The 23,950-nt window shown below is 65.9% G+C and carries 29 protein-coding genes; 20 read left to right on the top strand and 9 right to left on the bottom strand.

The genetic code is table 11. The features are described from left to right. Positions 1 to 62 precede the first annotated feature (62 nt). The gene (gene xseA, locus I8J34_RS06715; RefSeq protein WP_214360617.1) at positions 63 to 1,433 is read right to left on the bottom strand and encodes an exodeoxyribonuclease VII large subunit; all 1,371 of its coding nucleotides are present in this window, start codon (positions 1,431 to 1,433) and stop codon (positions 63 to 65) included. 356 nt (positions 1,434 to 1,789) lie between these two features. Between xseA and I8J34_RS06710 the strand changes: the two genes are divergently transcribed. The 7 genes from I8J34_RS06710 (at position 1,790) to I8J34_RS06680 (ending at position 6,861) form a co-directional block, all read left to right on the top strand. Next, positions 1,790 to 2,398, top strand: a complete 609-nt coding sequence (locus I8J34_RS06710) for a MotA/TolQ/ExbB proton channel family protein (protein ID WP_214360616.1) — start codon at positions 1,790 to 1,792, stop codon at positions 2,396 to 2,398. Positions 2,399 to 2,411: 13 nt separating this feature from the next. Next, positions 2,412 to 2,831 carry an ExbD/TolR family protein gene (locus tag I8J34_RS06705; RefSeq protein WP_214360615.1) on the top strand — a complete coding sequence of 140 codons (420 nt, stop codon included), beginning with the start codon at positions 2,412 to 2,414 and terminating at the stop codon, positions 2,829 to 2,831. Positions 2,832 to 2,847: 16 nt separating this feature from the next. Then, positions 2,848 to 3,864 (top strand): tetraacyldisaccharide 4'-kinase, encoded by a 1,017-nt coding sequence (gene lpxK / locus I8J34_RS06700; RefSeq protein ID WP_214360614.1) that lies wholly within the window; start codon positions 2,848 to 2,850, stop codon positions 3,862 to 3,864. Further along, positions 3,845 to 4,030: a Trm112 family protein gene (locus I8J34_RS06695; RefSeq protein ID WP_214360613.1), complete on the top strand. Its 186-nt coding sequence runs from the start codon at positions 3,845 to 3,847 to the stop codon at positions 4,028 to 4,030. Before lpxK ends, I8J34_RS06695 begins: the two co-directional genes overlap by 20 nt. Next, positions 4,027 to 4,803: a 3-deoxy-manno-octulosonate cytidylyltransferase gene (gene kdsB, locus I8J34_RS06690; RefSeq protein ID WP_214360612.1), complete on the top strand. Its 777-nt coding sequence runs from the start codon at positions 4,027 to 4,029 to the stop codon at positions 4,801 to 4,803. Before I8J34_RS06695 ends, kdsB begins: the two co-directional genes overlap by 4 nt. Before the next feature lie 68 nt (positions 4,804 to 4,871). Next, a complete protein-coding gene (gene adk / locus I8J34_RS06685) occupies positions 4,872 to 5,525 on the top strand; it encodes an adenylate kinase (protein ID WP_214360611.1) in 654 nt (217 codons plus the stop codon). A gap of 79 nt (positions 5,526 to 5,604) precedes the next feature. Then, complete coding sequence (locus I8J34_RS06680; protein ID WP_214360610.1) at positions 5,605 to 6,861, top strand: 6-phosphofructokinase; 1,257 nt, start codon at positions 5,605 to 5,607, stop codon at positions 6,859 to 6,861. A 31-nt stretch (positions 6,862 to 6,892) separates the two neighbouring features. Here the strand turns inward: I8J34_RS06680 and I8J34_RS06675 are convergent, their stop codons facing one another. Both I8J34_RS06675 and murJ read right to left on the bottom strand, forming a co-directional pair. Continuing rightward, positions 6,893 to 7,522 carry a YbhB/YbcL family Raf kinase inhibitor-like protein gene (locus tag I8J34_RS06675; RefSeq protein ID WP_214360609.1) on the bottom strand — a complete coding sequence of 210 codons (630 nt, stop codon included), beginning with the start codon at positions 7,520 to 7,522 and terminating at the stop codon, positions 6,893 to 6,895. Positions 7,523 to 7,589: 67 nt separating this feature from the next. Beyond that, entirely contained in the window at positions 7,590 to 9,125 is a 1,536-nt protein-coding gene (murJ, locus tag I8J34_RS06670; RefSeq protein ID WP_214360608.1) for a murein biosynthesis integral membrane protein MurJ, read from the bottom strand. Between the two features lie 134 nt (positions 9,126 to 9,259). On the opposite strand from murJ, the gene rpsT reads away from it, so the two are divergent. Beyond that, positions 9,260 to 9,526: a 30S ribosomal protein S20 gene (rpsT, locus tag I8J34_RS06665; protein ID WP_214360607.1), complete on the top strand. Its 267-nt coding sequence runs from the start codon at positions 9,260 to 9,262 to the stop codon at positions 9,524 to 9,526. Between the two features lie 72 nt (positions 9,527 to 9,598). Here rpsT and I8J34_RS06660 read toward each other — a convergent pair whose 3' ends face one another. Continuing rightward, entirely contained in the window at positions 9,599 to 9,895 is a 297-nt protein-coding gene (locus tag I8J34_RS06660) for a DUF3579 domain-containing protein (RefSeq protein ID WP_214360606.1), read from the bottom strand. Between the two features lie 285 nt (positions 9,896 to 10,180). On the opposite strand from I8J34_RS06660, the gene I8J34_RS06655 reads away from it, so the two are divergent. From I8J34_RS06655 to I8J34_RS06605, 11 genes are all read left to right on the top strand, one after another. After that, a complete protein-coding gene (locus I8J34_RS06655; RefSeq protein ID WP_214360605.1) occupies positions 10,181 to 11,353 on the top strand; it encodes an aspartate aminotransferase family protein in 1,173 nt (390 codons plus the stop codon). A gap of 19 nt (positions 11,354 to 11,372) precedes the next feature. Beyond that, positions 11,373 to 12,296 carry an ornithine carbamoyltransferase gene (gene argF / locus I8J34_RS06650; protein ID WP_214360604.1) on the top strand — a complete coding sequence of 308 codons (924 nt, stop codon included), beginning with the start codon at positions 11,373 to 11,375 and terminating at the stop codon, positions 12,294 to 12,296. Between the two features lie 63 nt (positions 12,297 to 12,359). Next, positions 12,360 to 13,589 carry an argininosuccinate synthase gene (locus tag I8J34_RS06645; RefSeq protein WP_214360603.1) on the top strand — a complete coding sequence of 410 codons (1,230 nt, stop codon included), beginning with the start codon at positions 12,360 to 12,362 and terminating at the stop codon, positions 13,587 to 13,589. A gap of 11 nt (positions 13,590 to 13,600) precedes the next feature. Continuing rightward, positions 13,601 to 13,831: a DUF2788 domain-containing protein gene (locus I8J34_RS06640; RefSeq protein ID WP_214360602.1), complete on the top strand. Its 231-nt coding sequence runs from the start codon at positions 13,601 to 13,603 to the stop codon at positions 13,829 to 13,831. Between the two features lie 30 nt (positions 13,832 to 13,861). After that, entirely contained in the window at positions 13,862 to 14,185 is a 324-nt protein-coding gene (gene ppnP / locus I8J34_RS06635) for a pyrimidine/purine nucleoside phosphorylase (protein ID WP_214360601.1), read from the top strand. Between the two features lie 98 nt (positions 14,186 to 14,283). Beyond that, positions 14,284 to 14,769 (top strand): YajQ family cyclic di-GMP-binding protein, encoded by a 486-nt coding sequence (locus I8J34_RS06630; RefSeq protein WP_214360600.1) that lies wholly within the window; start codon positions 14,284 to 14,286, stop codon positions 14,767 to 14,769. A 7-nt stretch (positions 14,770 to 14,776) separates the two neighbouring features. Next, complete coding sequence (locus tag I8J34_RS06625) at positions 14,777 to 14,965, top strand: putative motility protein (protein ID WP_214360599.1); 189 nt, start codon at positions 14,777 to 14,779, stop codon at positions 14,963 to 14,965. A 153-nt stretch (positions 14,966 to 15,118) separates the two neighbouring features. Beyond that, the gene (locus I8J34_RS06620) at positions 15,119 to 15,766 is read left to right on the top strand and encodes a retropepsin-like aspartic protease family protein (protein WP_214360598.1); all 648 of its coding nucleotides are present in this window, start codon (positions 15,119 to 15,121) and stop codon (positions 15,764 to 15,766) included. 2 nt (positions 15,767 to 15,768) lie between these two features. Further along, complete coding sequence (locus tag I8J34_RS06615) at positions 15,769 to 16,380, top strand: CoA pyrophosphatase (RefSeq protein WP_214360597.1); 612 nt, start codon at positions 15,769 to 15,771, stop codon at positions 16,378 to 16,380. A 92-nt stretch (positions 16,381 to 16,472) separates the two neighbouring features. After that, the gene (locus I8J34_RS06610) at positions 16,473 to 17,402 is read left to right on the top strand and encodes a CobD/CbiB family protein (RefSeq protein ID WP_214360596.1); all 930 of its coding nucleotides are present in this window, start codon (positions 16,473 to 16,475) and stop codon (positions 17,400 to 17,402) included. Between the two features lie 22 nt (positions 17,403 to 17,424). Then, positions 17,425 to 18,606 carry an acetyl-CoA C-acyltransferase family protein gene (locus tag I8J34_RS06605; RefSeq protein WP_214360595.1) on the top strand — a complete coding sequence of 394 codons (1,182 nt, stop codon included), beginning with the start codon at positions 17,425 to 17,427 and terminating at the stop codon, positions 18,604 to 18,606. A 55-nt stretch (positions 18,607 to 18,661) separates the two neighbouring features. On the opposite strand, the gene rsgA is transcribed toward I8J34_RS06605, so the two are convergent. Next, entirely contained in the window at positions 18,662 to 19,552 is an 891-nt protein-coding gene (gene rsgA, locus I8J34_RS06600; RefSeq protein WP_214360594.1) for a ribosome small subunit-dependent GTPase A, read from the bottom strand. Positions 19,553 to 19,562: 10 nt separating this feature from the next. Then, on the bottom strand, positions 19,563 to 20,816 hold the full coding sequence (locus I8J34_RS06595) for a M48 family metallopeptidase (protein ID WP_214360593.1): 1,254 nt from the start codon (positions 20,814 to 20,816) through the stop codon (positions 19,563 to 19,565). Positions 20,817 to 20,900: 84 nt separating this feature from the next. Between I8J34_RS06595 and orn the strand changes: the two genes are divergently transcribed. After that, positions 20,901 to 21,452: an oligoribonuclease gene (gene orn, locus I8J34_RS06590; protein WP_214360592.1), complete on the top strand. Its 552-nt coding sequence runs from the start codon at positions 20,901 to 20,903 to the stop codon at positions 21,450 to 21,452. 18 nt (positions 21,453 to 21,470) lie between these two features. Here the strand turns inward: orn and I8J34_RS06585 are convergent, their stop codons facing one another. The 3 genes from I8J34_RS06585 to arsC form a co-directional block, all read right to left on the bottom strand. Beyond that, positions 21,471 to 23,069 carry an ArnT family glycosyltransferase gene (locus I8J34_RS06585; protein ID WP_214360591.1) on the bottom strand — a complete coding sequence of 533 codons (1,599 nt, stop codon included), beginning with the start codon at positions 23,067 to 23,069 and terminating at the stop codon, positions 21,471 to 21,473. A 126-nt stretch (positions 23,070 to 23,195) separates the two neighbouring features. After that, positions 23,196 to 23,414, bottom strand: a complete 219-nt coding sequence (gene rpmE / locus I8J34_RS06580; RefSeq protein ID WP_214360590.1) for a 50S ribosomal protein L31 — start codon at positions 23,412 to 23,414, stop codon at positions 23,196 to 23,198. Between the two features lie 133 nt (positions 23,415 to 23,547). After that, the gene (gene arsC, locus I8J34_RS06575; RefSeq protein WP_214360589.1) at positions 23,548 to 23,901 is read right to left on the bottom strand and encodes an arsenate reductase (glutaredoxin); all 354 of its coding nucleotides are present in this window, start codon (positions 23,899 to 23,901) and stop codon (positions 23,548 to 23,550) included. Positions 23,902 to 23,950: the final 49 nt, after the last annotated feature.

The raw sequence follows: 23,950 nt of genomic DNA, 5'->3' as shown, positions 1-23,950 counted from the left end.
TGAGGTCAAATAACCCGACAATTCTAGTCGGGATTGCGCCGACATGACAACCGCGAGATCGGTCAGTCGGTCTCGGGCGTCGTGTTCTGGGCGGTGACCTGCGCATCGATGCTACCGCGATGCAGTTGCACGGAGATGGCAGCGCCCACCGGCGCGGCCGTGGCATCGCGCAGGATGCGGCCGCCGTCGTCGCGGGTGATGCTGTAGCCACGCGCCAGCACCGCTTCGGGGTTGAGGTGGGTCAGGTGGGCGGCCAGGGCGTCCAGGTGCTGGTGGCGCTGGGCCAGCTGCCGACCCATGCCGCGCTGCAGGGCGGCCTGCAAGGCGATCAGTTCGGGCCGGTAGCGGGCGGGCGCCGGACGCCGGGCGCCAAGCCGGGCGGCCAGGTGCGCGCACTGCTGGGCCAGGCGCTGGCGATGGCGGTCCATGGCGAGCGCCAGCCGGCGCTCCAGGTTGCGCAGGGTTTCCCGGCTGCTCGCCAGGCGCTGACGCGGATGGGTCAGGCGTACCGCAACGCGGTCGAGCCGTTGGTGCGCGGCGTCGATGCGCCGCTGCAGAGCGCGGCGCAGTCCGGCATGCAGTTGCGCCAGTTCGCCGGCCGCGGCATGAAAACCGGCGCTGGCCAGCTCGGCCGCCGCGGTGGGGGTCGGGGCCCGCAAGTCGGCGGCGAAGTCGGCAATGGTGAAATCGGTTTCATGGCCGACGCCGCAGATCACCGGCAGCGGGCAGCGCCGGATGGCGCGGGCGACGACTTCGTCGTTGAAAGCCCACAGGTCTTCGATGCTGCCGCCGCCGCGCACCAGCAGGACCACGTCCAGCGCACGTGTCGGCGCAAGGGCGGCGATCCGGTCGAGGGCGGCGGCGATGCGCGCGCCGGCGCCGTCGCCCTGCACCGGGGTGGGCAGCAACAGCAGCGGCAGGTGCGGCGCGCGGCGCGCGAAGCTGGCGCAGACATCCTTGAGCGCCGCGGCCTGGGGACTGGTGACGATGGCGACGCCGCGCGGGTAGGTCGGCACGGGGCGCTTGTGTTCGGCCGAGAACAGCCCTTCGGCGTCGAGCTTGGCCTTGAGCCGGACGAAGGCGTCGAACAGATGGCCGACGCCGGCTTCACGCACGCTCTCGACGCTGAGCTGGTAATCCCCGCGCGCCTCATACAGCGTGAGCTGGCCGCGCAATTCCACCTGCATGCCTGCGCGCAGCGTCAGCCCGAGCCGCTGCGCGCGGCTGCGCCACAGGGTGCAGCGCACCTGGGCGGCGGCATCCTTGAGGGTGAAATAGACATGGCCCGAGGGGGCATGGGTGAGGTTCGAGAGCTCGCCGCGGACCCACAGCGGTGGAAACGCGGTTTCCAGCGTTTCGCGCGCGAGGCGGTTCAACTCACTGACCGATAGGGTCATTGGGGGGGAGTCGGGGGGCGTCAGCGGAATTTCCATGGCGCGATTGTATCGGCAATCCACACCGTGGAGGGCTTGTCAAGGCTTGGTGCGCTGCACTATCGAAAGTCATGCCCTGTGTTGGTGCAATGCTGCAAATGGTTGAAAATAAACGACTTTTTTATGTGCCTCATTTTGGGTCTAAGTAAAGAAAACCCTTTTGTGTAGCGGGTTTAGGGCTGTCACACAGCTGTCATCCACAAAGTTATCCACAGAATTTGTGGATGTCTGGCGAAAGCCCTTGTGCGATCAAGGTTTGCGCGGCGCCGGGGGCGCCCGGCCGTCGGTGTGCTGGACGAAATCGCCCGCCCAGCGCTACAGTTCCGCCTTTGACAGATTCGCAGGGGAATGCGCGCGTGTTCGAGATCATCAAGGCGGCGGGCTGGCCGATCTGGCCGTTGTTGTTTGCATCCGTCATCGCCGTTGCGCTCATCATCGAGCGAAGCATCACGCTGCGCCGTTCCCGGATCGTGCCCTCGGGCCTGGTGGACAAGGTCGTGGCCGACCTGCGGCGCCACGGCGTGAGCGCCGAGATGATCCAGCGCGTGGCCGCGCACTCGCCGCTGGGCCAGGTGCTGGCCGCCGGCCTGCGCAACGTGAAAAGCTCGCGCGAGGTGATGAAGGAATCGATCGAGGAGGCCGGTCGCAGCGTGGTGCATGATCTCGAGCGCTTCCTCACCACGCTGGGCACCATCGCGTCCATTGCCCCGCTGATGGGCCTGTTCGGCACCATCGTCGGCATGATCGAGATCTTCGGCTCGCAAACCCCCGGTGGCGCCAATCCGCAGCAGTTGGCGCACGGCATCTCGGTGGCGCTCTACAACACCGGCTTCGGCCTGATCATCGCCATTCCGGCCATGATCTTCTGGCGGCACTTCCGCGCCCTGGTCAACAGCTTCGTGCTCGACATGGAGCAGCAGGCGGTCAAGCTGGTCGAAGTGGTGCACGGCGAACGCCGGCCCTGAGGAGGCGCCCGCCATGCGTTTCCAGACCAACCGCCGGCAGGAAGAGCCCGAGATCAACCTGATCCCGCTGATCGACGTGCTGCTGGTGATCATCATCTTCCTGATGCTGACCACCACCTATGCCAAGTTTTCTGGGTTGGAGCTGAACCTGCCCACGGCCAGCGCCGAGGTGATCGACACCCAGCCCAACGAGGTGAACATCGCGGTGACTGCCGAGGGCGACGTGTTGATCAACCGTGTGCCGGTGGTCGGGCACGACATCGACGCGATTGCCGCCAGCCTCGGCCGCGCCGTGCCGGCCGATGCCGAGCCGCCGCTGGTGGTGATCAACGCCGACGCCAAGGCGCAGCATCAGCGCGTGGTGGACGTGATGCAGGCGGCGCAGCGCGTGGGCCTGCCGCGGATCACCTTCGCCACCCGCGGCACCGACTGAACCCGGCCCGGCCGTCATGGCTGCCACGGCTCCGCAGTTCTGGCAGCGCCGCGGTTGGCGCGCGATTGCCCTTCGCCCACTTTCCCTGCTTTTCGCCCTGTTGTCGGCCGTACGCCGCCTGGCCTATCGATGTGGCCTGCTCGCCCGCCGCTCGGCGCCGGTGCCGGTCGTCGTGGTCGGCAACATCGCGGTGGGCGGCAGCGGCAAGACGCCGGTGGTGATCTGGCTGGCCGCGCAATTGCAGGCGCAGGGCTTCCGCCCCGGCATCATCAGCCGCGGGCATGGCGGCCAGGTGGCGCAGGCGCGTTGCGTCGTCGCCGATGACACGGCCGACGCGGTGGGCGACGAGCCCTTGCTGATGGCTCGGCGCACCGGCTGCCCGGTGGCGGTGGGGCGCGACCGGCCGGCGGCGGCGCAAGTCCTCTGCCAGCAGCATCACGAGGTGGACGTGATCATCAGCGACGACGGGCTCCAGCACTACGCGCTGGCGCGCACGGCCGAGATCGTGGTGATCGACGAGCGCGTGCTCGGCAATCGCTGGTTGCTGCCGGCCGGCCCGCTGCGCGAAGGCATCGCGCGGGCCGCGCAGGCCGATCTGGTGTTGGCGCATGGCCCGGTGTCCGCGGGCTTGACGGCGCAACTGGGCCGCGTGGCGCAGGCGCCGATGACGCTGGTCGGCGCGCAGTTCGAGCGCATCGGGCAGCCTGGCGAGCGGGTCGATGCGTCCCATTTCGCTGGCCGGGCAGTGCATGCCGTCGCCGGCATCGGCCGGCCGCAACGCTTTTTCGATCAGCTCGCGGCGATGGGACTGACGGTCATCCCCCATGCCTTTCCCGACCACCATGTCTTCGTGCCGGCCGATCTGGCCTTCGGGCCGGGCGAAGCCATCCTTATGACCGAGAAGGATGCGGTAAAATGCGCCGCATTCGCGCCCGACGAGACCTGGGTCTTCCCTGTGCGCGCCTCGATTCCCGACGCTGCCCTGCAGCCCCTGTTGGAGACACTTTCCCGTCATGGACGCCAAGCTGCTTGAAATTCTGGTCTGCCCCCTGTGCAAGGGACCGCTCGACTATCGCAAGGCCGATCAGGAGTTGGTCTGCAGGCCATGCCGGCTGGCCTATCCGATTCGCGACGGCATCCCGGTGATGCTCGAGGACGAGGCCCGGACGCTGGAATTGAGCGAGGACGGCGGGCCTTGAGCGGCTTCCGGCTGGTCATTCCAGCGCGCTTTGCCTCCAGCCGCCTGCCGGGCAAGCCGCTGGCCGACATCGCCGGCAAGCCGATGATCGTGCGGGTGCTGGAGCAGGTGCAAAGCGCCGGCGCCCGCGACATCTGGGTGGCGACCGACCATGCCGGCGTGGCCGATGCCGTGCGCGCTGCCGGCGGTCAGGTGGTGATGACCCGCGCCGACCATCCCAGCGGCACGGACCGTCTGGCCGAAGTGGTGGCCCAGCTGGGCTGGGCAGACGACGACATCGTGGTCAATGTGCAGGGCGACGAGCCGCTGATCGAGCCCACCCTGGTGCGCGGCGTGGCCGAGGCGCTGGCCGCGGCGCCCGAGGCGGCGATCGCCACCGCGGCACATCCGATCGCGTCGGCCGAGGAGATGTTCAATCCCAACGTGGTCAAGGTGGTGAGCGACGCGCGCGGGCGCGCCCTGTATTTTTCGCGCGCGCCGATTCCCTGGGCACGCGATGCCTGGGCGACCCAGCGCGACACGTTGCCGGCGGGGCTGCCGGTGATGCGTCACATTGGTTTGTACGCCTATCGGGCGTCGTTTCTGCGCCGCTACACTCAGCTCGCGCCGTGTGCGCTGGAGCAATGGGAGGCGCTCGAACAGTTGCGCGCCCTGTGGCATGGCGACGTGATCCAGGTGATGGCCGTCGATCATGCGCCGGCCGCCGGCGTGGATACCGAAGCCGATCTGGCCCGTGTCCGGCAAGTGTTTGACCGGTCTGGGCTTTGCAGGTAACTTCACGGGCTGACCGGGTGCAGCAGGGAGCTGTACCCCGAATGCATATTTACTAGGGAGGGGGTTGTATGCGATTGATTCTTCTGGGACCGCCGGGCGCCGGCAAGGGAACGCAGGCCAATTTCATCAAGGAAAAATTCGGCATTCCGCAGATTTCCACCGGTGACATGCTGCGCGCCGCCGTCAAGGCCGGCACGCCGCTGGGCGTCGAGGCCAAGAAGGTGATGGATGCCGGCGGTCTGGTGTCCGACGAGATCATCATCGGTCTGGTCAAGGATCGCCTGCAGCAGCCGGACTGCCAGGCCGGCTACATGTTCGACGGTTTCCCGCGCACGCTGCCCCAGGCCGATGCGCTCAAGGATGCCGCGGTCAAGGTCGACGTGGTGTTGCAGATCGATGTGCCCGATGAGGAGATCATCGAGCGCATGAGCGGTCGTCGGGCGCACCTGCCCTCGGGCCGCACCTATCACGTCAAGTACAACCCGCCCAAGGTCGAAGGCAAGGACGACGTGACCGGCGAAGACCTGGTCCAGCGCGACGACGATCGCGAAGAGACCGTGCGCAAGCGTCTGGATGTGTATCACGCCCAGACCAAGCCCTTGCTCGACTACTACCGCAATTGGGCGGCCACCGGCGATGCCGCGGCCCCGCGGGTCGAGGTCATCTCCGGGCTGGGCTCGGTCGATGCGATCACGGCGCGGGTGTTTGACGCGCTCGGTTGATCGGCCTGCACACCACGCACACGGCGGCTGCCGGTTTCGACCGGGCCGCCGTTTTTCATGGACGACCGGAGTGTTGCGCATGACGCCCAGAACCTTGTTGTACGCCCAGTCTGGCGGTGTCACGGCCGTCATCAACGCCAGCGCGGCCGCGGTGATCGCCGAAGCCCGCCGCCATCCGGTGCAGGTGGGGCGTGTGCTCGGGGCGCGGCATGGCATTCTCGGCGTGCTGGCGGAAGATCTGGTCGACACGGCCGGGCTCGACGATGCCGATCTGGCGGCCCTGGCTGCGCTGCCGGGCGGTGCCTTCGGCGCCTGCCGCTTCGACCTCGATGCGCCGGCAGACAATCCGGCGCAGTTCGACCGCCTGTTCGACGTATTCGCCGCCCATGATGTCGGCTATTTCCTCTACAACGGCGGCAACGGCTCGATGGACACCGTGCTCAAGCTGTCGGCGGCGGCGAAGGCGCGCGGCTATCCGCTTGTCTGCCTCGGTGTGCCGAAGACGGTAGACAACGATCTGGTCGGCACCGATGCGTCCCCCGGCTTCGGCTCGGCCGCCAAGTTCCTGTCCACGGCGATGCGCGAGGCCGGCATGGACTTGCGCGCCATGAGCAGCCAGCGTGGGCGCATCTTCGTGATGGAAGTCATGGGCCGCAACTGCGGCTGGCTGGCCGCCGCGACCGCGTTGGCACGGCAGGCGCCGGGCGATCCGCCGCATGTGCTGTTGCTGCCCGAGGTGCCTTTCGACCCGGAGGCCTTCCTGCGCCAGGTCGAAGCCTGTGTCGCGCGGATCGGCTATTGCGCGATCACCGCCGCCGAAGGCGTGCGCAGCCGCGACGGCAAGCTGCTGGCCGAGCAGGATGAGGATGCGCTCGGTCATGTGCAGCTCGGCGGTGTCGGCCAGCGGCTGGCGCGGCTGGTGCACGACAAGTTGGGCTACAAGCACCACTGGGCGGTGCCGGACTATCTGCAGCGCGCGGCCGGTCATCTGGTGTCGGCCACCGATCGCACGCAGGCGGAGGCGGTGGGGCGGATGGCAGTGGACTATGCCGTGCAGGGCCTGGATGCGGTGATGCCGGCGATCGTGCGCGAATCGGACGCGCCCTATCGCTGGCGGGTCGAGCCCGCCGCGCTCGGGCCGATCGCCAATGCCGAACGGCGCGTGCCGGCCGAGTTCATCCACGCCAATGGTTTCGATCTGACCGATGCCGCGCTGCGCTGGTTGCGGCCGCTGGTGATCGGCGAAAACCCGCCGGCGTTTCGCGACGGGCTGCCCGACTACCGGGCGCCGGCGCTGGCGCCGGTCGCCCGGAAACTGGCGACCTATCCGCGCTGAACCCACGCCCGAGCGGGCGCGGGGTGGCGGCTCAGGCCGGTACCGCGGGGTTGAGGCTGTAGCGGACCGTCAGGTCGGCCTGGTCGAGGATGTGGCCGGCGATCGCCGAGCGTACGTCCTGCCCGGTGAAGCGGCCGCCCACCGGGCAGCGGGCCAGGTCGGTGGCGTACAGCGTAAACACATAGCGGTGCGGGATGCTGTCGTTCCACGGCGGGCAGGGGCCGTCATAGCCGTGGTAATCGCCGCTCATGTCGGGGTCGCTGGCAAACCAGCCGGTGTAGTCGTTGATGCCTTGCTGTGTGCCGAGCGGGCCGGCCGGGCCGGGTTTGCCGCGGGCGGTGATGCCCGAGGAGAACACGCCTTCGCCCAGCTCGCCGAGCGCCGGGTCGATATCGATCAGCACCCAGTGGAAGAAATCCACGCGCGGCAGATCGGCCGGGACGGTCCGCCCTTCCTGATTGACGTCGTCGCCGCGGCTGGGCACATCCGGATCATGGCAGATCAGGACCAGCGAGCGCGTGCCGGCGGGCAGATCGGACCAGCCGATATGCGGGTTGCGGTTGTCGCTCAGCGCGACATGCCCCTCGGCGGCAGGCACGCCGAAGGCGTAGGTGCCGTCGATGACTTGGCCATCTGTCAGACTTTGACTGGATATCTTCATCAGAACCTCCCGGGTCGGTGTCGGAAACGTGATGCTTGCATTCTAGGCCGAAGCCGCAGGCCCGCGCTCAGGCGGCCCGCCGGGAGAAGTCGCGCGGCCGGAAGCCAAGCACGAAGAGGGTGGCGAAGTAGGTGGCGATACTGGCCACCACTAGCAGGCTCAGGCGCAGCGCACGCGCACTGCCACCCTCGGCGATCCAGCTCGCGTCCGTGCCTTTGAGAAACCACATCACCGCGCCCAGCGCGCCCAGGGCCAGCAGCAGCTTGAAAGAAAACGCCGCCCAGCCGGGGCGCGGCTGGAAGACCTTGCGCAGGCGCAGGCCGCGGAACAGCAGGCCGGCGTTGAGGCAGGCAGCCAGGCCGATCGACAACGCCAGGCCGGCATGCTTGAACGGGCCGATGAAGGCCAGGTTCATCAGCTGGGTGGCGACCAGGGTGATCAGCGCGATTCGCACCGGGGTGCGGATGTCTTGTCGCGCGTAGAAGCCGGGGGCCAGCACCTTGACCAGGATCATGCCGGTCAGGCCGATGCTGTAGGCGATGAGCGCGGTGCGCGTGTTGAGGACGTCGTCGGCGCCGAAAGCGCCGTAGTGGAACAGCGTGGAGATCAGCGGCACCGCCAACACGGCCAGCGCCAATGCCGCCGGCAGGGTCAGCATCAGCGTCAGGCGCAGGCCCCAGTCGAGCAGATCGGAGAACTGGGTCGGGTCCTCGTCGGCATGGCACTTGGAGAGGCTGGGCAGCAGGATGGTCCCCAGCGCCACGCCCAGCAGGCCGGCCGGGAATTCCATCAGGCGGTCGGCGAAGTACAGCCAGGAGACGCTGCCGCTGGTCAGGAAGGAGGCGAAGATGGTGTTGATGAGCAGCGAGATCTGGCTGACCGATACGCCCAGGATCGCCGGCGCCATCAGATAGAGGATGCGCCGTACGCCCGGATCCTTGGTGTCGAGCCGCAGGCGCGGCAGCATGCCGATGCGCGCCAGCGGCCGCAGTTGCAAGATGAGCTGCAAGGCGCCGCCGAGAAACGCCGCCCAGGCCAGCGCCAGCACCGGCGGATCGAACAGCGGCGCGGCGAACAGCGCCATGGCAATGAAGCTGAGGTTGAGCAGCACCGGCGTGAAGGCCGGAATCGCGAACCGGCTCCAGGTGTTGAGCACGCCGCCCGACAGGGCCACCAGCGACATGAAGAAGATGTAGGGGAAGGTGATGCGGGTCAGCTCGACCGTGAGGGCGAACTTTTCCGCATCGGCCGAGAAGCCCGGCGCCGAGACATAGATGATCAGCGGAGCGGCCAGGGCGCCGAGGATGGAGATCAGCAACACCGCCAAGCCCAGCAAGGTGGCGACCTTGCTCACCAGCTGCTGGGCTTCCGTTTCGCCGCGGCGGTTCTTGTATTCGGCCAGGATCGGCACGAAGGCCTGGGAGAAGGCGCCTTCGGCGAACATGCGGCGCAACAGGTTGGGCAGGCGGAAGGCGACGAAGAAGGCGTCGGTCGCCATCCCGGCACCGAAGGCGCGGGCGATCACGAAATCCCGGACGAAGCCGAGGATGCGTGAGATCAGCGTCATGCTGCTGACGGTGGCGAGGGCGCGAAGCAGGTTCATCGGCGAGGGTCCGGCAAACTGCGCATGATACTGCGTTGCGCGCCGATCGGCCGAGTGCGCATATGACTTGCGCGAGGCCGCTCGACACGCTATCATCTCGCGCTTTCAGTATCTACCAACACGGACGAAGACTTATGGCCAATACGGCACAAGCCCGCAAGCGCGCTCGCCAAAACGATGCTGCGCGTGCTCACAACGCCAGCCTGCGCTCGCGTCTTCGCACTGCGATCAAGGCTGTGCGTAAGGCGGTCGATGCAGGCGATCAGGACGTTGCCCGCACCCTGTTTCAAAGCTCGATGAAAACCATCGACACCATCGCTGACAAGCGGATCATCCACAAGAACGCTGCTGCGCGCCATAAGAGCCGCCTGTCCGCAGCGATCAAGGGGATGGCTGCCTGAGCGTTGCGAGACGACGAAAAAGGCGACCCGCGGGTCGCCTTTTTTGTGTCTGGCCGCCCGGGCGGCCAGTGCTCAGACCGCGCTCTGTGCCGAATCGATGGGTTCGATGGTCAGATTGTTGTCGTCTGCGAAATTGACCAGAAACTTGTAGGCGAGGGGTTCTATGTCATACAGCCGGGCGTCCACCACCACGCTCTTGTCGCCGGTGAGGGTGCAGCCGGGCCGAACATAGGGTGAGTACTTCATGCGGTTGTCCGCGCCGAAGGCCGACATGATGCCGCACAGGCGGTCCGCCCAGTCGCTGGGGCGGAATTTTCGGCCCTCGCGGGTGACGCCGACGATGACAAAACTCTGGTTCTTTGTGGTCATGTTCTTGATGTCTGTCCGGGCCCATTGTTGAGCCGCGGCCCCTCCCAAAAGCGCGACTGCTGAGGCTCTGCCGGCCTCTGGCGGACGTCCCGCGACAGGGCGGGATTCTAGCAGAAATTGTGGGCCCGCCGTCGGCCGGCTGGAGGTGCGCTGGCGGGCCAATATGTACATCAAAGCGTGTTTCACTTACCATCGAACGCTTACAGTTCACGGCGGCGACGGCCGCCGTATGTGTTTTGAACGGATCAAATCCTGATTCCTGATTCCTGATTCTGGGGCTATTGCATGTCACACGTCATGAACACCTATGGTCGCTTGCCGGTCGCGTTTTCTCACGGCGAGGGGGTGCATATCTTCGATACCGACGGCAAGCGCTACCTTGACGCGCTGGCGGGGATCGCCGTGTCGACGCTTGGCCACAACCATCCGGATCTGGTCAAGGCGCTGGCCGAGCAGGCCGGGCGTGTGCTGCATACCTCCAATCTGTACCGCATCCCCGCGCAGGAAGCATTGGCCGACCGGCTGGCCGAGTTGTCGGGCATGGACGAAGTGTTCTTCGCCAATTCGGGGTGCGAGGCGAACGAAGCGGCCATCAAGTTGGCGCGTTACTACGGACACAAGCGCGGTATCGCGCAACCGGCGATCGTGGTGATGGAGCAGGCCTTCCACGGCCGTACGCTGGCCACCTTGTCGGCCACCGGCAACCGCAAGGTGCAGGCGGGTTTCGAGCCGCTGGTGCCCGGGTTCGTGCGTGTGCCGTTCGACGACCTCTCGGCGATCGAGCAGGTCGCCAAGACCAACCATGACGTGGTGGCGGTGATGCTCGAGCCGATCCAGGGCGAGGGCGGTATCCGGGCCGCGCATCTCGATTACCTCAAGGCCGTGCGCGCGCTGTGCGATGCGCACGAGTGGTTGCTGATTCTCGATGAAGTGCAGTGCGGTGTCGGCCGGACCGGTAAATGGTTCGCTCACCAGTGGGCCGGCATCCAGCCGGATGTCATGACCCTCGCCAAGGGGCTGGGCTCCGGCGTGCCGATCGGTGCCGCCTTGACCGCTGGGCGTGCCAAGGGCGTGTTCGGCCCGGGCAACCATGGCTCGACCTTCGGCGGAAACCCGCTGGCGTGCACCGCGGCGCTGACCACGCTCGACGTGATGACACGCGACGGCTTGCTGGAGAACGCATCGGCACGGGGCGCACAGCTGCGCGAAGAGCTTGCCCGCGCCCTCGACGGCGTCGCCGGCGTGACGGAAATTCGCGGCGATGGGCTGATGATCGGCGTGGTGCTGGATCGGCCCTGCGGTGCGCTGGTCGGGCAGGCGCTCGAGGCCGGCCTGCTGATCAACGTGACGGCCGAGCAGGTGATTCGCCTGTTGCCGCCGCTGACCTTCTCGGTCGCCGATGTGACGGCGCTGGTCGATACGCTGGCGCCGCTGATCCGCAAGTTCCTCTCTGCCTAACTCACCACAAGAGCGTGTCATGAACGCCATCAAACACTATCTGCAGTTCAAGGATTTCACCCGCGAAGAGTACGCGTACCTGTTCGAGCGCACCGGCTGGATCAAGGACAAGTTCAAGCGCTACGAGCCGCACCACCCCTTGTTCGATCGCACCCTGGTGATGATCTTCGAGAAGGCCAGCACCCGCACTCGGCTGTCCTTCGAGGCCGGCATGCATCAGCTGGGCGGCTCGGCCATCTACCTGAACACGCGCGATTCCCAACTCGGACGCGGCGAGCCGGTCGAGGATGCGGCGCAGGTGATCTCGCGCATGAGCGATGCGGTGATGATCCGCACCTTCGAGCAGTCGGTGATCGAGCGTTTTGCCGAAAATTCGCGCGTGCCCGTCATCAATGGCCTGACCAACGAGTACCACCCCTGCCAGATCATGGCCGACATCTACACTTTCATCGAGCATCGCGGCGACATCCGCGGCAAGACGGTGGCCTGGATCGGTGACTCGAACAACATGTGCAACACCTGGCTGCAGGCGGCCGAGTTGCTGGACTTCAACGTGCATGTGTCGACCCCGCCGGGCTATGAAATCGAGCCTGAGCGAGCCGGTCTGTACGGCACGAATCACTTCGAGCAGTTCGCCGACCCCATGGAAGCGTGCAAGGGCGCCGACCTGGTGACCACCGATGTGTGGACCTCGATGGGTTTCGAGGCCGAGAACGACGAGCGCATGAAGGCCTTTGCCGACTGGTGCGTGGACGAGGACATGATGCGCGTCGCGGCGAAGGATGCCGTGTTCATGCATTGCCTGCCGGCGCATCGCGGCGAAGAGGTGACCGCCGGGGTGATCGACGGGCCGCAATCGGTGGTGTGGGACGAGGCGGAGAACCGGCTGCATGCGCAGAAGGCGCTGCTCGAGTATCTCGTCATTGGCCGCGTGGACAGCTGACCGCGCGGGTGGATTTGAATCTGGCCGCGTGATCCGCGGCATGTCTTATCGTCAGGAAAAGCTATGAGCGATGTGAAAAAGGTAGTGTTGGCCTATTCGGGCGGCCTGGATACTTCGGTGATCCTGAAGTGGCTTCAGGATACCTATCAATGCGAGGTGGTGACCTTCACCGCCGACCTGGGGCAGGGCGAGGAGCTCGACCCGGCACGCCAGAAGGCGCTGAAGTTCGGCATCAAGCCGGAGAACATCTTCATCGACGATCTGCGCGAAGAGTTCGTGCGCGACTTCGTGTTCCCGATGTTCCGCGCCAACACCGTGTATGAAGGCGAGTACCTGCTGGGCACCTCCATTGCCCGCCCGCTGATCTCCAAGCGGCAGATCGAGATCGCCCGCCAGACCGGCGCCGATGCCGTCTCGCATGGCGCCACCGGCAAGGGCAATGACCAGGTGCGCTTCGAGCTGGGCTACTACGCGCTGATGCCGAACGTGAAGGTGATCGCCCCGTGGCGCGAGTGGGATCTGCTCTCGCGCGAGAAGCTGCTCAAGTATGCCGAAGACGCGGGCATTGCCATCGACATGAAACACCGCCAGGGCGGCGCGCCGTACTCGATGGACGCCAATCTGCTGCACATCTCCTACGAAGGCCGTCACCTCGAAAACCCCGCGGCCGAGGCTGAAGAGTCGATGTGGCGCTGGACGGTGTCGCCCGAGGCTGCGCCGGACGCGGCCGAGTACCTGGATCTCGAATTCGAGCAGGGCGATCTGGTGTCGATCAACGGCAAGCGCATGAAAGCGCATGAGTTGCTCGCCACGCTCAACCAGATCGGCGGCAAGCACGGCGTCGGCCGACTGGACCTGGTCGAGAACCGCTATGTCGGCATGAAGTCGCGCGGCTGCTACGAAACCCCGGGCGGCACCATCCTGCTCAAGGCGCACCGCGCCATCGAGTCGGTGACGCTGGACCGCGAAGTGGCGCACCTCAAGGACAACCTCATGCCGCGCTACGCCAGCGCAATCTACAACGGCTACTGGTGGGCGCCGGAGCGCCTCGCCATGCAGGCGCTGATCGACCAGACGCAGAAGACGGTCAATGGCTGGGTGCGGGTCAAGCTCTACAAGGGCAATGTGATCGTGGTGAGTCGCGACTCGAAGACCGATTCGCTGTTCGATCCGACCATCGCCACCTTCGAGGACGACCAGGGCGCCTACGACCAAAAAGATGCGCACGGCTTCATCCGCCTCAATGCATTGCGCCTGCGCATTGCTGAGAATGCGCGTAACAAACGTGGTTGAGGTGTTCTGAGGTGAAGGGCGATGCCATCCTGTTCGGTCTGACCGTCGCGGAATTCGAAGAAATTTCGCTCAAGGTCTGCTTTACCGCGCTGATCCTCTACATGCTGTTCATCATCGGAAATCTGGCCCGGGAGTCGAAGGCCGGCAAGTACGGCACGGTGTGGATGTTCATGGCGCTCGGGCTGGGCTTTGTCGGTTTTATCGCCAAGGGATTTATTGCCCGCATTTTGGGTATCGAGTGACCCCGGGGAGGGGTTTTCAGGGAGCGAGTCATGACAGAAAAAGCGCTGATCGACGGCGTATCGGTTGCCAAGGAGGCGAACGTCTATTTTGGTGGCAAGTGCGTCAGTCACAACCTCACCTTGCCCGACGGCTCGCGCAAGTCGGTCGGAGTGATCCTGCCGGCCACGCTGACCTTTAACACCGGGGCGCCCGAGGTGATGGAGATCGTCGCCGGTGCCTGCAGCGTGCGCATGGGCGGCGAGGCCGAATGGCGCAACTTCGAGGCCGGCCAGACCTTCAGTGTGGCCGCCTCGTCGAGCTTCGATATTCAGGTGGTGGGTACCCCGATGCACTACGTGTGCCACTTCGGGTGATCTGACCGACGGACGCCAAGCACGGCGGCTGCGGCCGCCGTTGCCTTTTCCGCGCGCGACGCATGCGCTGTCGTGCCTTGTTCTACACAGGAGTCACCATGCCTTCTTTCGATGTCACTTCCGAAGTGGAGATGCCGGCGCTCAACAATGCAATTGACAGCGCCAATCGCAAGATCACCAATCGCTACGATTTCAAGGGCACCGACGCCCGCGTCGAGCACAACGACAAGTTGCTCACGCTGCACGGCGACAACGATTTCCAGCTCGAGCAGATGAAAGCCATCCTGTTGCCGGAGCTGACCGCCAAGAAGATCGACGTGCGCTGCCTGCAGGAAGAGAAGGTGCAGAAGGTCGGCGGCAACAAGGTTAAGCAGGAGATCCGCGTGCGTGTCGGCGTCGAGCAGGATCTGGCCAAGAAGATCGTCAAGCTGATCAAGGACGGCAAGGTCAAGGTGCAGGCGGCCATCCAGGGTGAATCGATCCGCGTTACCGGTAAGAAGCGCGACGACCTGCAAGAGTGTATCGCCCTGGTCCGGCGCGAGATCACCGACTATCCTTTGCAGTACGAGAACTTCCGCGACTGATCCCACCATGGACGTGTCCGCCGCCTCCGCCGCTTCCCTGACCGATCTGCAAACCCAGGCCGCCCTGCTCGTGCAGCGCAAGGCTCTGGATCTGGCGGCCAGCAGCGCTGCCCAATTGATCGAAGCCTTACCGAGCCCACCGGCGGCGCCGGACCCCGACGCCACGGTAGGCCGGAACGTCGACGTGTTCGTCTGATACCGATCCGACGACACTGGGCGCCGACACGACGGCCGGACATCCTCAATGGGTGTCCGGCCGTTTTTCGTGGGGCCGCTTCTCGACCCGATGCGGCAGGCGCGATTCGACGTCAGGCGGTATCATGAAGCGCGACCCGTTCCGGAGATACCAATGCCACTGCATGTGCGTCAGGCCTTTGCTTTTCTTGCCGCTTTCATCCTTGCCGGTGGCGCACAGGCGACCGAAGTGGCCGTGGCTGGCCTGTTCCCCGGCAAGGCCGTGCTGGTGATCGACGGTGGGCGGCCGATGACGGTGGCGGTGGGCCGCACTATCGCCGGCGTCAAGGTCATCTCGGTGCAGGGCGAGCAGGTGGTGATCGAAGTCGATGGCGCCCGCGAAACCTTGCGGTTGGGGCAGCGGGTCGTCAAATCGGCGGCATCGGCCCAGGCACCAATGGTGAGCCTCACCGCCGACGGGCGGGGGCATTTCGTCGCGTCAGGCAGCATCAATGGTGCGCCGATGCGGTTCCTGGTCGATACCGGCGCCAGCATGGTGGCGATCGACCGCGCCGATGCGCAGCGCGCCCGCATCGACTATCTCAAACATGGGCGGCCGAGCGTGTCGATGACGGCCAACGGCATGGTGCGCACCTGGGTCGTCAAGCTCGCCGAGCTGAACCTCGGGGGCGTCACCCTGCATCAGGTGGACGCCGCGGTTCACGACTCCGAATTACCGGTCGCCTTGCTCGGCATGAGCGTGCTCAACCGCATGGACATGCAGCGTGCCGGCGACACCCTGACCCTGCGAAAACGGTATTGAGCATGAATCAGCCCGGTACCGCGCCCGATCGTCTGCTCACGGCCCATGGGTTGCGCCAGCGTTTTGCCGAGGCGCCGCCCTCCGCGCCGATGCGAGACGATGCCGCCCCCGAGCGTCTCCGGCCGGCGGCAGTGCTGGTGCCGGTGGTGGATCGCAGCGAGGGCCTCACCGTGCTGCTGACCCGCCGCACCGACCATCTCCATCATCACCCGGGGCAGGTCAGTTTCCCCGGCGGGCGCGTCGAGGCCGGCGATCGCAATCCCGAAATGACCGCGCTGCGCGAGACGCACGAGGAGATCGGCCTGCATCCGGAGCGCGTCGAGTTGCTCGGGAGCCTGTCCGAGTACCATACCGGTACGGGCTTTCGCGTGACGCCGGTGGTCGGTCTGGTGGCGCCTCCGTTCGAGCTGGTCCCCGACACCTTCGAAGTGGCGGAGATCTTCGAAGTGCCGTTGGCCTTCCTCATCGATCCGGCCAATCGCCGTCGTGAGCGCATCGTCATCGACGGGCGCGAACGCACCTTCTATGCCATGCCGTGGCGGCACTATCACATCTGGGGCGCCACCGCGGGCATGTTGGTGATGCTGTCGCGCTTCCTCGGCGAAAACGCCTGAACGGTGCGCTCGGGTGCGCGTCTTGAGGCGATCCGTTTGTGGTATGTTCGCCAGCGATTCCCGACTGTTTCGGCGCTATGCCCTTGGCCTGAATGAAACTCCTTGCGATCGTACTGGCGTTGTTGATTGAACAGGTTCGTCCCCTCGCCGTAGCGCGTTGGGTCCATGCCCCGCTGCGCAGCGTGGCCGATGCCTGTTCGCACCGTTTCTATGCCGGCCGGACCGGGAGTGCCGCCTTTGTGTGGCTGGCCTGCGTCGGCTCGATGACGCTGGCTACCCTGGTCCTGAACGGTGTGCTGGGCGCGGTGCACCCGGTGCTCGCCGTCCTGTTCAATCTGCTGGTGCTCTATCTGACGCTCGGCTTCCGCCACGAAAGCCACTATTTCACCGACATTCATCTGGCGCTGGGCATGGGAGAGCTCGATCGCGCCCGCCAGCTGCTCGGCCAGTGGCGGGGAGAATCCTATCCCGATGCAACCGACGACGAAGTCGCCCGACTGGCTGTCGAAGAGGCCTTGCTGGCCGCTCACCGCAATGTGTTCGGCGTGATTTTCTGGTTCGTCGTGCTGCCGGGGCCCGCAGGAGCTGTGATGTACCGATGCGCCGACTTTCTGGTGCGCCGTTGGCGCACGACCCTATCGTCGGTCGAGCATGCCGCGCTGGATCGCTTCTCGCGACGGGCCTTTGCGCTCATCGATTGGGCGCCGGCCCGCCTGACCGGCATCACCTTCGCCATCGTCGGAAATTTCGAGGATGCCATCCTGTGTTGGCGAACCCAGGCGGCCAAATGGGCCGATTCGAGTTCGGGTATAGTGTTGGCTAGCGGGGGCGGTGCGCTCGGCTTGCGGTTGGGTTTGCCCATCCGTCAGTCCGGGCAGCTGGTCGAGCGGCCCGAACTGGGCGCCGGCGAAGACGTCCGCGTTGAATCCATGCAGGGCGTGATCGGACTACTATGGCGCGCCTTGCTCATGTGCGTTCTTGTACTGACCTTGATGTACGTGGTCGTATGGGTGGCACCTTGAGTTTTCTTGGAGGGAGTAAAACATGGCAAATCGTGAAGTTGTTGTCCTGAGTGCAGTCCGTTCCGCCATCGGTGGTTTCGGCGGCTCGCTCAGCGGCATGGAACCGGCCGACCTGGCCGGGCTGGTGATGAAGGAAGCCGTCGGCCGTGCCGGCGTCGATCCCCAGCAGATCAATTATGTGACCGTGGGCAACTGCATCCCGACCGAAGCCCGCTACGCCTATGTCGCGCGCCTGGCCTCGATTCAGGCGGGTCTGCCGATGGAGTCCGTGGCCATGGCGGTCAACCGCCTGTGCTCGTCGGGCCTCCAGGGCATCGTCTCCACCTCTCAGGCGATCATGCTGGGTGACTGCGATTTCGGTGTCGGCGGCGGTGTCGAAGTGATGTCGCGCGGCGCTTACCTGTCGCCGGCGATGCGTACCGGTGCCCGCATGGGCGACACCTCGCTGGTCGATGCCATGGTGGCCGTGCTGACCGACCCCTTCGGCGCCGGCCACATGGGCATCACGGCTGAGAACCTGGCCGAGAAGTGGGGCATCTCCCGCGAGGATCAGGATGCGCTGGCGCTGGAGTCTCAGAACCGCGCCGCCAAGGCGATCGCCGAAGGCCGCTTCAAGTCGCAGATCGTGCCGATCACGTTGAAGAGCCGCAAGGGCGAAACTGTGTTCGACACCGACGAGCACCCGCGTGCCACCTCGATGGAAAAGCTGGCCGCCATGAAGCCGGCCTTCAAGAAGGACGGTACGGTCACTGCCGGCAACGCGTCCGGCATCAACGACGGTGCTGCCTTCATGGTGCTGGCCGAAGCCAACGCCGCGGCCAAGGCCGGCCACAAGCCGATGGCCCGTCTGGTGTCCTATGCGCTGGCCGGCGTGCCCAACCACATCATGGGCGAAGGCCCGATCCCGTCGTCCAAGATCGCGCTGCAGCGTGCCGGTCTGACGGTCGACCAGATGGATGTGATCGAGTCCAACGAAGCCTTCGCGGCACAGGCCATTGCCGTGGCCAAGGGGCTGGAACTCGACATGGCCAAGACCAACCCCAACGGCGGCGCGATCGCTCTGGGTCACCCGGTGGGTTGCTCGGGGGCGTTCATCGCCACCAAGGCCATTTACGAGTTGCACCGCACCGGCGGCCGCTATGCGCTGGTGACCATGTGCATCGGCGGCGGGCAGGGTATCGCCGCGGTCTTCGAACGCATGTAAGTGTTTCTCGCATCAAGGAAAACCCCGCTTCGGCGGGGTTTTTTCATGGCCTTTGCTACCAGCCTTGCGAAAGACGCTTGGCGTTCTGGATCTCGTGTTTCAGCAGCCGGTAGTGATTGAAGCGGCGTTCGGCAATCCGGCCGTCGGCCACGGCGGCGAGCAAGGCGCAGCCGGGTTCGGCGTCATGTTGGCAGTTGCGGAAGCGGCAATGGCCGAGCAAGGGGGCGAATTCGCGGAACCCGTGGAGCAGGTCGTCTTCGGACAGATGCGCCAGGCCGAAGGCCTGCAGGCCGGGGCTGTCGATCAGTGCGCCGCCGTCCGGCAAGGTATAGCGCCGAGTGGCGGTGGTGGTGTGCTTGCCGGTGTCGAGCGCCTCGGAGATCTCCCGGGTGGCGGCGTTGGCGTCGGGGATCAGGGCGTTGGTGAGGGTCGATTTGCCCATGCCGGACTGACCGACCAGCACGCTGGTTTCACCGACAAGCAAGGGCGCAAGCACGCTCACATCGTTCTGGGCCGACAGCTCGATCACGTCGTAGCCGAGCGCGGTGAACATGGCCAGGCGCAGGCGGGCGTCGGCCAAGCCGGCCTGGATGTCGGCCTTGTTGAGCAGGATGCGTGCTTTCAGGTGCTGATGCTCGGCGGCGCACAGGCAGCGTGAGATCAACTCGTCGCTGAAGCTCGGTTCGGTGGCCACCACGATCAGGATCTGGCTCACATTGGCGGCGAGGAGCTTTTGCCGGAACGCATCGGAGCGGTGCAGCAGGCTGTCGCGCGCCTCGGCGCGCTGGATCACGCCATAGCCGTCGCTGGTGGGCTTGAATTCCACGCGGTCGCCGCAGGCGAAATCGATGCGCTTGCCCCGTGTGACACAAAGCCAGCGTTGCCCCTCGTGGTCCAAGACGTCGAACTGGCGGCCAAACGACGCGACGATGGTGCCGCGCCTCATCGGGGAAGTCTCAAGACAGGCGTTCCTGCAGGTGGTGGATGCGGATGCTGGCCGGCGGGTGCGAATCGTAGATGCGCGAATAGAGCGGATCGGGCGTGAGCGTGCTGGCGTTGTCGCGATACAGCTTGACCAGGGCACTGATCAGCGCCTGAGCATCGGATTGCTCGGCTGCGTAGCTGTCGGCTTCGAACTCGTTGCGGCGCGACCAGGCGCTCATCAGCGGCGCCAGCGGAAAGCTGAACACCGGCAGCGCGACCATGAACAAGGCCAGCGCCATGGCCGTGCCTTGGGCGCTTACGCCGAGCCCGTGAAAGAACCAGGGCGCTTCCATCAGGATCGACAGGAGCCATAGCACGCCCAACATCAATGCGCTCATGACGATCAGGCGCTGGGTCACATGGCGGCGTTTGAAATGGCCCAACTCATGCGCCAACACCGCTTCGACCTCGACCGGCTCGAGGGTCTCGAGCAGGGTGTCGAAGAACACGATCCGCTTGCTTTGCCCGAAGCCCGTGAAATAGGCGTTGCCATGCGCCGAACGGCGCGAGCCGTCCATCACGAACAGGCCGTTGCTGCGAAAGCCGCAACGCGCCAGCAGGGCGTCGATGCGCCCGCGCAGGCGCTCATCCTCGAGCGGGGTGAAGCGGTTGAACAGCGGCGCGATGAAGGTCGGCCAGACAAGCAGCACCAGCACGTTGAAGCCCAGCCAGAACAGCCACACCGACCACCACCAATGCGCGCCCATGACGTTCACCAACCACAGCACGGCGGCGATCAGGGGCAGGCCGATGAGCGCCGCCAGCACCAGGCTCTTGGCGGTGTCGGCCAGGAACAGGGCGAGGGTCATCTTGTTGAAGCCGAAGCGCGCTTCGGTCACGAAAGTCCGGTAGAGCGTGAGCGGCAGATCGACGAGCGCGCCGAGCACGCCGATCGAGGCGAGGAAGGCAGTGCCGTGCAGCAGCGTGCCGGCGGGCCACAGGGCGGTCCAAGTCGAATGCAGCCATTGCAGGGCGCCGCCGAGGGTCAGCAGCAGGATCCAGGCGGCGCTGAGCAGGATGTCGATCCGCGCCAGTCGAAGACGCGCCACGGTGTAGTCGGCCGCCTTGTGATGGGCGGCGAGTGAGATCTGCTGCGCAAACTCGGCCGGTACGTGCTCGCGATGGGCCTGGACGTGCTTCTGGTGGCGTCGGCCCAGCCACAGCTTGAACAGGGCGGTGACCAACAGTACGGCGACAAAGAGACTGGTGAAGAGGGTATCGGTCATGCGCGGTCAGGAAGGGGGCGGGCCCGCCGAAAGGTGGGCGAACTATGACACAATGCGCGATTCTCAACGCTTCGCGGCAAAATTATGGCACAGGATCCCAATCACCTGATCTGGATCGACATGGAGATGACCGGGCTTGAGCCGGACTCCGACCGGATCATCGAAGTGGCCATCGTGGTCACCAACAGCGAACTCGAAACCGTGGCCGAGGCGCCGGTGCTCACGGTGCATCAGTCCGACGCGGTGCTCGATGGCATGGACGAGTGGAACACCCGCACGCACGGCCAGTCGGGCCTGACGGCGCGGGTGCGGGTATCAACGCTGGACGAGGCGGCGGTCGAGGCGCAGATGCTGGCTTTTCTGGCCGAGCATGTGCCCGAACGGGCTTCGCCGATGGCCGGCAACTCGATCTGCCAGGACCGCCGCTTTCTGGCGCGTCACATGCCGAAGCTCGAAGCCTGGTTCCACTACCGCAACCTGGATGTATCCACGCTCAAGGAGTTGGCCAAGCGCTGGCATCCCGAGGTGTACAAGGGCATCCAGAAGCAGGGCAAGCACGAAGCCCTGGCCGACATCTACGAGTCGATCGAAGAATTGAAGCACTACCGGGCGACCTTCCTGCGCCTGCCCGGCTGAGGTCGATCACCGCCCGCCTCAGTCGGGCGGTTGCGTGACCAGGCTGAGCACTTCGCGCCGGCTGCCGCCGCCGCGTTGGTGATGCCACAGCAGGGTGCCGGTGGTGGGCAAGTCGCTGCCGGAGACCAGGATCCACGGGCAACTGGCGTCGCTGAACGGTTGGGGGCGCAGGCCGGCCCGGTAGTCGAGGCTGACGGTCAGGCTTGGCGACAGGCCGATGCCGGAGATGCATCCCGGCGGCGGATGTGCCTCCAGATACTCGGATAGCGCCGAGACCGCGCTCGCATGCCCCTTGCTGTAGTCGAACCACGGTTGCAGCAGAATCACCGCCAGACACCACAACATGGTCATGCCGGCCGCCGAGTTCTGCGCGCCGCGGTAGGGGCTGCGCTTGGCGATGGCCAGCAGCCAGATCCAGCCGGCGCACAGCGCAAGCGCCAGCAGCGGCGGCCAGAGCCGGCTCTCCAGGGCGAAGTCGGGCGTGATCTTCGCCAGATGACGAGCCAGCCCGGGGGGCCAGTCGAAGGCCATGGCGCTCCAGGCCGTCCACGCCAACAGGGCAAAGGTGGCAAAGGTCATCCCGCCGAACCAATCGAAGGCATTGGCCGCACCGCGGCGCAAGGTGGTAACGCCGGCTGCGGCGGCCAGTGCCAGCGGCAGCAACAGCGGCAGGAAGCCCGCCGGTCGCAGGGTGCCGCTCAGGCTGGTGACCAGCACGGCGAGCACGATGGCCGCGCCGATGGTGCGCCAGGCGCGCCTGCCCAGATGGCGCCTCTCGCGCCACAGTGCCCAGCCGGCAATCGGCCACAGCGGCCAGGTGAACCAGCCGAGCAGACCCAACCAGTCGGCGGCTTCGGCCAGTTTGCGGGTGTGGGGCGTGCTGGCTTCGATGCTGGTCGACCACCACAGCGCCAGGAGGTCGGGCGCCGTCGATGCCATCGGTACGATCCACAGGCCGGCGACCACGAGCGCTGCGACGACGCCGATCAGAATGGCCGTCAGCCCGGGCAGCAGCAAGAGCAGCGGCGCGGTCATCAGCAGCGCGTTCAAGCCGTTGGCCAGGACAGCCAGACCGACGCCGACACCGGCGACGACGGCGCCGACACGCGGACGCTTCAAGGCTCTGGCCATGCCCCACAAGGTGACGGCCTGCGCCGCCATGACCGCCAGCAGCGGCTGGGTTTCATGGACATGCACCACCAGCCCGAGGCTGGCGACCAGCAGGAGCAGGGCGGGGGCATGCGCCTGCTCGCCATGCATGCGCCGGGCGGCGTCGGCCGTCAGCCACAGGGCGAAAGCCGCAAAGAGGGCGCTGGCCAGACGTGCCGCATCGTGCAGCGGCAGCACGGTGCCGAGGGCCGACGCGCTGATCGCGCCGAGCCAGTAGTAGAGCGGGCCGAAATCGAGATGTGGCGCACCGGCTAGATGGGGCACCAGCCAGTGTCCGTCGCGCACCATGCCGAGAATCGGGCCGAAGAAGCGGCCGTCGTCCCCCCGCCAGGGGGCATGGCCGGTCAGGCCGGCCAGCAGGTAGATGGCGATCATCGCCCAGAGCAGGGCGGTGCGCGGCGGCGGCGGCAGGGCGGGGGCGAAGGGATCGTGGCGGCGGGTCGTCATTCGGGGAGCATTGGCCGTTCAGGCGTGCGAATTTTACGCCAGCAGGCGTGCGAGGGGATGCGTGCCCGGGCTGGCGGACAATAAAAAAGGCAGCCAAGGCTGCCTTTTTGCAACGCGGGCGAGTGATCAGCCCAGGCGCTGGACGTTGCCGAATTTCTGGCGGAAGCGCTCGACGCGGCCGGCGGTATCGACGATCTTCTGCTTGCCGGTGTAGAAGGGGTGGCACTCGGAACACACTTCAACCGTCATGGCGGCCTTGCCGACCGTCGAGCGGGTCACGAAGGAGTTGCCGCAGCTGCAGGTGATGGTGACGTCCTGGTACTTCGGGTGGATATCCGCTTTCATGGTGTTCGTCTCTGCTGCGGGCGGCGATTGTGACCGCCCTGATCTGGAAAAACGAGCATTATCCCTGATGATTTCAGCGAAATCAAGCAGGTGGGGCCGCTCCGGGAGTGGTGCTGAGGTAGAATCCGCGGACTCAGTCGAGCAGTTCGAGCACCTTTTCGGGCGGGCGGCCGATGACCGCCCGGTCGCCACAGACCGCAATCGGGCGCTCGATCAACTTGGGGTGATCGGCCAGGGCGTCGAGCCAGGCATCGTCATCGAGGGTTTTGCCCTGGTAGAGCGTCTTGAAAACGTCTTCGCCACGGCGCACCAGCGCCTCGGGGGCGATGCCCAGTTGGCGGGTGATTTGCGCCAGGGCCGCGCGAGTGGGCGGGTTTTCCAGGTAATTCACCACCTCGAGCGGCACGTCGGCCTCTTCGAGCAGGGCAAGGGCGGCGCGGCTCTTGGAGCAGCGCGGATTGTGGTAGAGGGTAATGGCGTCGGCCATGGGTGTCGATCCGGAGAGAAACAAGGGCATGAGTTTACTGTGTTGGAGG

Origin of the sequence: Denitromonas iodatirespirans, from assembly GCF_018524365.1 — a bacterium.
Taxonomy (GTDB): domain Bacteria; phylum Pseudomonadota; class Gammaproteobacteria; order Burkholderiales; family Rhodocyclaceae; genus Nitrogeniibacter; species Nitrogeniibacter iodatirespirans.
This window is presented reverse-complemented; position numbering and strand designations above follow the sequence as displayed.

Bases quoted from the DNA above. Each gene is read 5' to 3' on its own strand.
- xseA (WP_214360617.1), bottom strand. From the start codon at position 1,433: ATGGAAATTCCGCTGACGCCCCCCGACTCCCCCCCAATGACCCTATCG.
- I8J34_RS06705 (WP_214360615.1), top strand. From the start codon at position 2,412: ATGCGTTTCCAGACCAACCGCCGGCAGGAAGAGCCCGAGATCAACCTG.
- lpxK (WP_214360614.1), top strand. From the start codon at position 2,848: ATGGCTGCCACGGCTCCGCAGTTCTGGCAGCGCCGCGGTTGGCGCGCG.
- I8J34_RS06695 (WP_214360613.1), top strand. From the start codon at position 3,845: ATGGACGCCAAGCTGCTTGAAATTCTGGTCTGCCCCCTGTGCAAGGGA.
- adk (WP_214360611.1), top strand. From the start codon at position 4,872: ATGCGATTGATTCTTCTGGGACCGCCGGGCGCCGGCAAGGGAACGCAG.
- I8J34_RS06680 (WP_214360610.1), top strand. From the start codon at position 5,605: ATGACGCCCAGAACCTTGTTGTACGCCCAGTCTGGCGGTGTCACGGCC.
- I8J34_RS06675 (WP_214360609.1), bottom strand. From the start codon at position 7,522: ATGAAGATATCCAGTCAAAGTCTGACAGATGGCCAAGTCATCGACGGC.
- murJ (WP_214360608.1), bottom strand. From the start codon at position 9,125: ATGAACCTGCTTCGCGCCCTCGCCACCGTCAGCAGCATGACGCTGATC.
- rpsT (WP_214360607.1), top strand. From the start codon at position 9,260: ATGGCCAATACGGCACAAGCCCGCAAGCGCGCTCGCCAAAACGATGCT.
- I8J34_RS06660 (WP_214360606.1), bottom strand. From the start codon at position 9,895: ATGACCACAAAGAACCAGAGTTTTGTCATCGTCGGCGTCACCCGCGAG.
- I8J34_RS06655 (WP_214360605.1), top strand. From the start codon at position 10,181: ATGTCACACGTCATGAACACCTATGGTCGCTTGCCGGTCGCGTTTTCT.
- argF (WP_214360604.1), top strand. From the start codon at position 11,373: ATGAACGCCATCAAACACTATCTGCAGTTCAAGGATTTCACCCGCGAA.
- I8J34_RS06645 (WP_214360603.1), top strand. From the start codon at position 12,360: ATGAGCGATGTGAAAAAGGTAGTGTTGGCCTATTCGGGCGGCCTGGAT.
- ppnP (WP_214360601.1), top strand. From the start codon at position 13,862: ATGACAGAAAAAGCGCTGATCGACGGCGTATCGGTTGCCAAGGAGGCG.
- I8J34_RS06630 (WP_214360600.1), top strand. From the start codon at position 14,284: ATGCCTTCTTTCGATGTCACTTCCGAAGTGGAGATGCCGGCGCTCAAC.
- I8J34_RS06625 (WP_214360599.1), top strand. From the start codon at position 14,777: ATGGACGTGTCCGCCGCCTCCGCCGCTTCCCTGACCGATCTGCAAACC.
- I8J34_RS06620 (WP_214360598.1), top strand. From the start codon at position 15,119: ATGCCACTGCATGTGCGTCAGGCCTTTGCTTTTCTTGCCGCTTTCATC.
- I8J34_RS06615 (WP_214360597.1), top strand. From the start codon at position 15,769: ATGAATCAGCCCGGTACCGCGCCCGATCGTCTGCTCACGGCCCATGGG.
- I8J34_RS06610 (WP_214360596.1), top strand. From the start codon at position 16,473: ATGAAACTCCTTGCGATCGTACTGGCGTTGTTGATTGAACAGGTTCGT.
- I8J34_RS06605 (WP_214360595.1), top strand. From the start codon at position 17,425: ATGGCAAATCGTGAAGTTGTTGTCCTGAGTGCAGTCCGTTCCGCCATC.
- rsgA (WP_214360594.1), bottom strand. From the start codon at position 19,552: ATGAGGCGCGGCACCATCGTCGCGTCGTTTGGCCGCCAGTTCGACGTC.
- I8J34_RS06595 (WP_214360593.1), bottom strand. From the start codon at position 20,816: ATGACCGATACCCTCTTCACCAGTCTCTTTGTCGCCGTACTGTTGGTC.
- orn (WP_214360592.1), top strand. From the start codon at position 20,901: ATGGCACAGGATCCCAATCACCTGATCTGGATCGACATGGAGATGACC.
- I8J34_RS06585 (WP_214360591.1), bottom strand. From the start codon at position 23,069: ATGACGACCCGCCGCCACGATCCCTTCGCCCCCGCCCTGCCGCCGCCG.
- rpmE (WP_214360590.1), bottom strand. From the start codon at position 23,414: ATGAAAGCGGATATCCACCCGAAGTACCAGGACGTCACCATCACCTGC.
- arsC (WP_214360589.1), bottom strand. From the start codon at position 23,901: ATGGCCGACGCCATTACCCTCTACCACAATCCGCGCTGCTCCAAGAGC.